The organism is Verrucomicrobiia bacterium, from assembly GCA_035629175.1.
In the GTDB taxonomy this organism is placed as follows: Bacteria; Verrucomicrobiota; Verrucomicrobiia; order Limisphaerales; family DASXHY01; genus DASXHY01.
Window position 1 is genome coordinate 1 of record DASPIL010000071.1, and the last position, 8,971, is coordinate 8,971.

The window sequence follows — 8,971 nt, forward strand, 5'->3', positions numbered from 1 at the left end:
ATCCATGGCTTCCGAATCGCGCCCCGTCATTTCGGTCAGCATCTCGGAACGCCACTTCAGCGGTCCAACGATTGATCCAGCGGCGGAAACGGAACTGGCCAAGATTGCGGGCGATTGTGGTTTCAAGCTCACGGACAACAAATCCGAAGTGAAAGCGCAGATCGAAATCACTGGCGAGGCCTTGAGCGAGTTTGGCATGCGCAAGGGCAATCTGGTCTCTTGCAAGGCCAGGATTGAATTAAAGGTTCGCGAGACAGCGACGGGCAACCTGCTCATTGTCGATCGCCAGACAAGTGTCGCTGTGGATCTGACCGAGCAGATTGCCGCAAAGTCCGCGCTGCAGAATGCCGCGGCAGAACTCGCCGAGCGCATTCTTCCAAAGCTCGCCAGGTAGGGATTCGTGTTGCGGTTCCAAACTCCGCTCAACAGTGGAACGAGATCGCCCTTTACATCGCGGCGATGGCGGTTTCTCTTGGCGCCAGGATTATGAAAACGCCACTGCTCCAGCTCGCATTTGTGTCAATCGCGCTCCTCGTTCCCGGCTGCGGGAAGAAGGATGGCGCCGCTCCCGGCAACGTCACCCCACTGCGCGAGACATCGTTCACGGAAGTCACGAGCCAGCTTGATCCCGGCGGAACCGTCTATGGCTACCTCGCAACAGATCAGTGGCTCTCCGGGCTTCACACGAACGTCGCTGCGTGGAGCGAGCTGGTATCGACATTCCCGGGCGTTGATCCCTCCGATCGCGAAAACGTGCGCGTCGCGATGGATTCCCTTGCACATATCATTGAGACGAGCGGCGTCGAACATCTCACTGGCGTTGGGTTCAGCGGAATCCAGATCACTCCCGAACTGCATCGAACGAAGCTGGTTCTCCACCACCGCAGCGGCAAGGGTGACGGGATCTTCTGGAATGTCCTGGGCCGCAAATCCCACGCCCTCGATGGATTAAATCTGTTGACCACAAACACGGCCGTGGCTGCGTTTGGGGACGTCGATGTTCCGATGGTTTGGGAGACCCTCGCGGCGGAGCTGGAGAACTCGGGCGTTCCGGACGTTGCGCAGACGCTCACAAACTGGCCCGTGTGGTTTGAGGAGCATACCCAGATCGCGTGGGCCAATTTCCTCGAATCGCTCGGCGGGGAGGTGGGCATGGTGATCACTCTCGATGAATCCCATCCAATGCCCGTTCCGTTCAGCGAAGGACTCCACGTTCCCGAGCCGGGGCTGTTGCTTGTGGTCAAGGTCAAGGACGACGCGCTGTATAATGTCATCAGCAGCAAGATGAAGGATAGCGGGATGGCACGTCTCACGGACGAGAAGGAATTGAAGGTGACTGCAATTCGGGTTCCGATTCCGATGCCTCTCGACCTCGAGCTGACAGTGGCAAGCACCAAGGGTTATCTTTTCGTGGCAAGTTCGTCCGCTTTGGTACGGGGAGCACTGGATTGCGCGAATGGACGCCAGCCTGGGTTGCGTGAACGGGCAGATGTTGCTGAGTTGCTGAAGTATCTACCGTCTGACGGGAACCAATTTTTCTACGTTGATCGGCGATTTATGGGCACGATTCAATCGGTGCAGAAAGCGCTTTTGGCGAAAGGGGATTCCAATGCGGCGCAGTCCCAGTTGATTGATCGCTTGATGCTGAGCCAGAAGCCCGCGTTCGGAATGGCAGTGGGCCGTCGTACAACAACCGGCTGGGAAAGTGTGTGCGTGGGAAGCCAGGATTCAGCCACCGCCTTCCTTGCAGCGCCGGCCGTGGGCGGGGCCGCAATGATTTCGGCGATGGTGGTCCCGGCCATTGCAAAAATGAAGGCACAGGCGGAAAGCGCGGGCGAGCAGCCTTAGCGCGACTTCGGCGCGAGTTGCAGAAGGCAGGGAATTCGGATCGAACGGTTTGTTCATGCGTTGACGGAAGTTGTCTGCTTAGACTTCAGCCGTGAAACTGATTTCATGGAACGTCAACGGGCTGCGCGCGGTGCTGCGGAAGAATTTCCTCGAGTACGTGGAGCGCGAGCAACCTGACATCCTGTGCCTCCAGGAAACCAAATGCTCTCCCGACGACGTCGAACAGCTCTGGCCTGTCAGTTACAAGACCTACTGGAATTGTGCTGAAAAGAAGGGCTATTCCGGTGTCGCGATTTTCACGCGGGAACGTCCGCTCAACGTCGTGCCACACATCGCCATCCCCGAACATGACCAGGAAGGGCGCGTGCTCATGGCTGAATTCCAGGACTTCTACGTGATCAATGTCTATGTCCCCAATTCCAAGCGCGACCTTTCGCGTTTGCCGTATCGGCAGCAATGGGACCGCGATTTTCTGCAGTACCTCAGGCAGCTTGAGAAAACCAAGCCTGTCATTTTCTGCGGCGATTTCAATGTGGCGCATTCGGAATTGGATCTCGCAAACCCGAGGAGCAATGTCGGAGGCCACGGTTTCACAAAGGAGGAGCGGGCTGGGTTTGATGCGTTTATCCAGGCAGGATTTGTCGATACGTTCCGTCACTTTGAGAGGGCGGGTGGACACTACACGTGGTGGAGTCCATTGACGGGAGCGCGCAAGCGGAACATCGGTTGGCGGCTCGATTATTTTCTCATCAGCAGCGCTCTTTTGCCGCGGCTGAAGAGTGCGTTCATTCGCAGCGAGATCGAAGGCTCGGATCATTGTCCCGTTGGCATTGAGCTGGCTTTGTAATGAATCGCGCATTGCCTTCACTCCTGTTTCCGGTCCATACAGGTTCATGCACCCGCTTGGTTTGCGAGAATTGCACCTGGCCTTGAATGGGCGATTTGTCCAATTGGACGGAACGGAAGTCGTTGCGGACTACGGTGATCCGGCTGCCGAATACACTGCGCTTCGCGACACCGCTGGCGTGCTCGATCTGAGCTTTCGCAGCCGATTGTGTCTCCTGGGTGAGGATCGGATCCGCTTCTTGCACGGTCAGGTGACCAACGACATCAAACGCTTGCGGACGTGGGAAGGCTGCTACGCCGCGCTGGTCACCGCCAAAGGGAAGATGCAGAGCGACCTAAACGTGCACATCCTGGAAAACGAAGTGCTCCTCGACTTCGAACCGGGGCTTGCTTCGCGAGTGTCGCAAAGGCTGGAAGGTTTTATCGTCGCCGATGACGTGCAGGTGGTCGATGTCGCTCCGCTTTATGGCTTGCTGCATGTGCACGGTCCTGCCGCGCCTGCTGTCGTTCAGTCCCTCGCTCTTTTCCCCACGCTGCCGGCTGCAAACCATCAGGTGGAACGGGTCAAGGACGTGACGCTGGGCGAACTCTATCTCATCAGGCAGCCACGCCTGACGACATCTGGGTTTGACCTGTTCGTGCCTGTTCCTGCGCTTGCTGCCGTTGCGGATAAACTGATCACGGCGGCGAAAGCAGCGGGGGGCCGCCCTGCGGGTTGGACTGCGTTTGAGGCAGCGCGCATCGAACGCGGCATCCCGCGGTTCGGCAGCGACATGGACGAGCAGAACTTTCCGATGGAAGCAGGCATTGCCGATCGGGCTGTCAGTTTCAACAAGGGATGTTACATCGGCCAGGAGGTTCTCAATCGCATTCACACGATGGGACATGTGAATCGCGAGTTGCGCCGCCTGGAATTTGTTTCTGACATCCCGGCACCCACACGGGGGGAATTGCTATCTGCCAATGATCGTGAATTGGGTCACGTGACGAGCGCGATTCGCATCCCCGGAACTGAAAAGGTTGTTGGCCTGGGCTACGTCCGCAGTGCGGCCGCTCAACCTGGCACGCAGTTGCAGTTGAAGGCTCCAGCCGGCACGACCGCCGTCAAGCAGGCCGCTTTGGAGCCCTTGTCTTAATCCTCAATCTCGGGCCCAGGCGGAGGCAGCATCGGGCTGTCCAGCAGTTTGCGGACAGCGCGCACCAGGCTCTCAGGTGAGAAAGGCTTTTGCAGGAAATTGACGCCTTCCACAAGCGGCGTGCCTTTAGCCGCAAGTTCCGCGCTGTAGCCGGTGACATAAATCACGCGAAGATCAGGTCTGTCGCTGCGGACTTTGTCAGCCAGCTGAAGGCCCGTCACTCCGTCGGGCATCACAAGGTCCGTGATCAGGAGGTCAATCGCGGCGCGATGCTCCTTCCAGAGTTCCAGCGCTGCGCGGCCTGAAGAAGCCTGCAGCACGCGATAACCGCAACGTTCTAGCAAGTGAATCATCAGGTTGCGCACCGCAAGATCATCTTCCACCACCATCAGCATTTCGGTGCCGCGCGGCAGCTCCTGCGGTTCAGGGGCAGTGACCTGTTGTGCCGCGGCAGGCGGCATTGCCGGAAAGAAAATTTTGAATGCGGAGCCTTTGCCAGGTTCTGATGACACAGTGATCCAGCCGTTATGCTGTTTCACGATTCCGTAAACCGTGGCGAGTCCCAGGCCCGTGCCTTTGCCCACTTCCTTTGTTGTAAAGAAGGGCTCAAAGATTCTGGGCACGATGTCGGGTCCCATGCCGCAGCCCGTGTCTGTGACGCTCAACCAGACATGGGGTCCTGGCGCGGCATCCGGGCAGTCGCCCGCCTCGGCTTCCGACAGGGTTGCCGTGCCTGTACCAATATTCAATTGTCCGCCGTGCGGCATGGCATCACGGGCGTTGACCACCAGGTTCAGGAGGATCTGCTCCAGCATTCCCACATCCCCGCGGATCAGTCCCACAGTGGGCGCATAGGTCGTCTGCAGGGTGATATCTTCCCCGACGATGCGTTGGAGCATCTTCGTCATGTGAGCAACCACATTGTTCAGGTTCACGTTCGAGATCTGCATCATTTGCTTGCGGCTGAACATGAGCAGCTGGCGGGTCAGGCCGGCTGCGCGATCCGCAGCGCGGACGATCTGCTGCGCGCAATCGCCTTTGTCGATCTTTTGCGCCATCTGCGGCAGCAACAGCAGCGAGGCATTGCCGTGAATGACCGTGAGGATGTTGTTGAAGTCGTGGGCCACCCCGCCAGCCAGGGTGCCGATCGCTTCCATTTTTTGTGACTGGCGCAACTGGGTTTCCAGGGCCTGGCGATGCTTTTCCGCGACCTTGCGTTCGGTGATGTTTCGGCTGCTGCCGCGATAACCGAGAAACTCGCCATTCGCTCCGAACACGGGAACCGCGCTGGATTCGAGGATGACCTTCAGGCCGGCGCGGTGCAGACACTCAAGCTCAACGTCCGTGAACGCACGGTGGAATGCCAGTGTGGCGTGGTGTTCGTTGAGAACCCGTTCCGCGCCTTGCGGGTCCAACAGTTCGCCGTAGTGCTTCCCGGCCAATTCAGCCGGCCGGTAACCCAGGACTTCGAAGACTCTCGGGCTGGAGAACGTGAACTTCATTTCCGCGTCCAGTTCCCAGATCCAATCGAAGGTCGTATCCACGAGGGCGCGATATCTCTCCTCGCTTCTGCGCAGGGCTTCCTCGGCAACCTTGCGCGACGTAACATCCATCGCGACGCCGGTCAACCGCTCTGGTTCGCTGTCCCGTTCCGCTGCCACGCGCCCTGAGACCGCATGCCACCGCTGCGCTCCATCAGGCCACCTGTAGCGGAACTCGCAGTTGAAATGGGTCCGTTTCTCGATCGTTCGTTGCAGCTGGCCGGCGACAGCTTCCGCGTCCAGCGGGTCAACCTGCGCAAGAAATTCGTCACGATTCGGCGGCAGATCCTCTGGGGAGCATCCCATCACCGCCGCGAACGCTTCGGACCATTTGATTTTTCCCGACGGCAAAGACATTTCCCAATAACCAATGCCCGCCGCCGTCACCGCCAACTGAAGCCGCTGCTCGGTCTCATGCAAGGCCTCCTCGGCGCGTTTGCGGGCGAAGAGGTCCATCACGATGCTTGCGATCTCCTGAATCGCGCTGACATCGTCCGCGGTGTAATCGGAATTCTTGTTCGCGATGCAGACCACCGCGGTGATTTGCCCCTGTTGGAATACGGGAACGGCGACGCGCCGCAACAAACGCAGTTCCATTGTGACTTCGTCGATCCTGAGATGTTCGGTATCACAATCGTTTTCAATGACGGGCTCGCGTGTCTCCAGCGCGCGCGCCAGCACTGCGGATTCATTCACGGGAAGCTGCTCCCGGGAAAATTGGTGGCCCATGATCTGTTTTGCTGTGCTGGAGCACGCCTGAAGCGTGATCACTTTTGCGGGGAGATCCACGAAATGGATGCATCCGATGCGGCTGGACGTAACGCGTTCGATGCGGTCGAGCGCGTGTTGCAGCAATTCTTCCGGAGAGACCTCTTCCGCCAGGCGCGACAATTCCACACGGATGCGCAGGAACGCCTCGGATCTTTTTCGCTCGTTGAGATTTCGGACAAACGCAAACAACCTCCCTCCGGCGATCGGCCAATAGGCGACGTCCACCTCGGCCTCCCACAGCGTGTCGTCCTGAGTGCGGTGGACAGTCTCAAAAAGATCGGAGCCGCTACGCCGGATTTGATCGAGCCGGCTGCGAAGGCTCTCCGATTCTGATGCGGCCTCCAGGTCGTCCACGTTCATCGACAGCAATTCATCGCGCGAATACCCGGAGCTCCGGCTGTAGGAATCGTTGGCCTCGAGAATCTGGCCGTCGAGATCCAGCATGAGGAATCCATCGGCCGATGTTTCTATAACTGCGCGGTATAAGTTCTCCCGTTCGCGCAGCGCCCGCTCCGCCTCTTTCATCTCCGTGATTTCCACGGCCGCGCCGATTGTGCGGACGAGGCGCCGGTCCTTCCCCTCGCCTTCGAAGAACGATTGCGAGCGCGAACGCAGCCAGCGAATCTGCGCCGAAGGCGTCACGATCCTCAGATCAAATGCCGCGCGTCCGTCCCCGTCGGGCCGGTGGGCCTGGTGCATGGCTGCAACCACCGAGGGCCGATCATCGGGGTAAATCTGGTTCATGAATGAAGCCATTGTCACAGGCTCCGACTCGTCGAATTCATGGATTTTCCGAAGGGAAGGCGACAAGTACACAATATTCGTCAGGTGATTGTGTTCAAACGTTCCCACGCCGGCGACCTCGGCCGCATGGCGAAGGTGCTCCTCGCTTTTTCGCAACGCTTCGTCGGCGGCTCGCCGATCCGTGATATCGCGCAACGTTCCGGAAATGCTCGCGCACGCGTGCATCGGATTGCGAACGAGCTGCGCATGCACCTCGATGCATCGGAAGCCTCCCCCTTTGTGCAGGTAGCGGACCGCATGCTGGCAGTATTCTTCCTGGCCGAGCATCATGGGCTCGAACAGATTCCAGTTTTCCTCCCGGTCCTCGGGATGAACAAAATCCATGAAAGAACGCCCGATGCTCTCCTCGACGGAATATCCCGTGATCTTCTCCCACGCAGAGTTCAGGAAGGTCCAGCGACCCTTGAGATCTCCCTGGAACACAACGTCCCTGACATTGTTGAGCACGTCTCTGTAGAGCGCCTCCTGCTGCCGCAGGTTCTCCTCCGCCTGTTTGCGCAATGTGAGGTCGACGTGCGTTCCCACGAGCCGGACAATTCGCTGGTCACGCCGAACCGCAAATGCGCGGGAAAGGATATGCACCCAGTGGCCATCCTTGTGGCGCATTCGGAACTCGAACTCGAGGCAGTCTGAGTGTCCCTCCGAGAACGCCTTTACCTGCTGCAGCGCAATCCCGCTGTCGTCGGGATGCACCAGCGCCCGCCAGGTGTCGAGGTGATCAGCCAGCTCATGCGGTTCGTAGCCGAGCATGAGCTTGTAGCGGGGCGAAAGATAGAGGTCGTCCGTCTCGAGATCCCAGTCCCAGATTCCGTCGTTCGTTCCGCGCATCGCGAACTGAAAGCGTTCCTCGCTGATTTGCAGGGCTTCCATCGCCTGGCGGCGCGCTTCCGATTCTTTTTCCAGGAGCGCGAGTTGCGCCCGGAGCCCGAAATGCAGCAGCAGGGCAGTTACGCAGATAAAACCCCATCCCTTGTAGATTTGCCACTGTTCCAGGGCGGCTTGATCGTGGACGAGTGCGTGCAGGATGCGATCGGATAGAAGAATCCAGGTGGCGCCCAGCACCCCGTAAATTAACGCGGTTCGCAGCGCGATTCCAAATGCCTTGTCCCGCACCCTCCCCTTGGAGATCCCTTCCGGCTTTTCGGTTCCCGCGCCTTTTGGCATGAAGCGAGATTTCGTCAACGAAACAACAAACGCAATACTGTTTGCGCCTGAGGAGGCTGAAATGAGCCGAAATGACAAAATAGGGTTAGAGATTTTTGGATTTTCGCCTCGCCGCGTTGCAGATCAGCTTTAACGGCGTCCTCATTGCGCGGTCCGCGTTCGCTGCTACTAAAGTCCCATTTACCGGAACTTGCCCGCTGCCCTAGCGTCGTGGGCATGAAGTGTCACCCGGCAATTTCCATCGGGCATTGCATTGCCGCATGCCTGTTGGTGGCCTTTTTTTCCCCGGCATTCGCCTGGAGCACGGCGGGACAGGGGACCGTCCAACCGATCTCGGTCCTGCGCACCGGAGCCGGCGGCCCGCTGGTCTCCGGAAGCCAGACTTTCTTCGTTCCGCAATCTGCCCAAGCCCAGCAGATCACGATTGCCGTGGGTTTCGGCACCGATGAAATCGTCCTGCCAGAAACGATTTTTGATTCGCTGACGCTTACGATCGAAGACGCGGCGGCTTCGCTCAGCGCGCTGTTCCTGACCATGGATATTACCGGGACGTTCTGGGCTCCGCCCGGCAGCGGTCTCTTTATCGATGCGGATTCGATTGGGCGCGAGCTCATTGATTTCCCGGAAATTCCCGGAGGCAGTCCCGCAAACCGCACGGCCTATTCGCTGACTCTGCCGATACCTGCCGAGATGACAGGGCACAGTCTGACCTTGTATCTCGACCTGTTTGACAACGGCAACGGTTTGCCTTCGCTCGGCTGGATGAGCCAGGTGATAGCGGTGCCCGAACCCGCGGCGGGCATGTTTGTCTTGCTGGGCGCGCTGTTGCTCGTGGCGCGCAACCGTTCCCAAAAGGCCTGA

General features: G+C 58.8%; 6 protein-coding genes. 5 read left to right on the forward strand and 1 reads right to left on the reverse strand.

Annotated features, from left to right (window positions below; genetic code table 11):
• The 4 genes from VEH04_12975 to VEH04_12990 all read left to right on the forward strand — a co-directional run.
• The coding region (locus VEH04_12975; protein HYG23689.1) for a curli assembly protein CsgG at window positions 1-394 on the forward strand (394 nt) is incomplete at its 5' end.
• A 92-nt stretch (window positions 395-486) separates the two neighbouring features.
• Window positions 487-1,848, forward strand: coding sequence for a hypothetical protein (locus VEH04_12980; GenBank protein HYG23690.1), 1,362 nt, complete (start codon window positions 487-489; stop codon window positions 1,846-1,848).
• A 91-nt stretch (window positions 1,849-1,939) separates the two neighbouring features.
• Complete coding sequence (locus VEH04_12985; protein HYG23691.1) at window positions 1,940-2,695, forward strand: exodeoxyribonuclease III; 756 nt, start codon at window positions 1,940-1,942, stop codon at window positions 2,693-2,695.
• 46 nt (window positions 2,696-2,741) lie between these two features.
• On the forward strand, window positions 2,742-3,830 hold the full coding sequence (locus tag VEH04_12990; protein HYG23692.1) for a glycine cleavage T C-terminal barrel domain-containing protein: 1,089 nt from the start codon (window positions 2,742-2,744) through the stop codon (window positions 3,828-3,830).
• Here the strand turns inward: VEH04_12990 and VEH04_12995 are convergent.
• The gene (locus VEH04_12995; protein ID HYG23693.1) at window positions 3,827-8,110 is read right to left on the reverse strand and encodes a PAS domain S-box protein; all 4,284 of its coding nucleotides are present in this window, start codon (window positions 8,108-8,110) and stop codon (window positions 3,827-3,829) included. The genes VEH04_12990 and VEH04_12995 overlap by 4 nt on opposite strands.
• A 216-nt stretch (window positions 8,111-8,326) precedes the next feature.
• Here VEH04_12995 and VEH04_13000 point away from each other — a divergent pair, with 216 nt between their 5' ends.
• Window positions 8,327-8,971, forward strand: a complete 645-nt coding sequence (locus VEH04_13000; protein HYG23694.1) for a hypothetical protein — start codon at window positions 8,327-8,329, stop codon at window positions 8,969-8,971.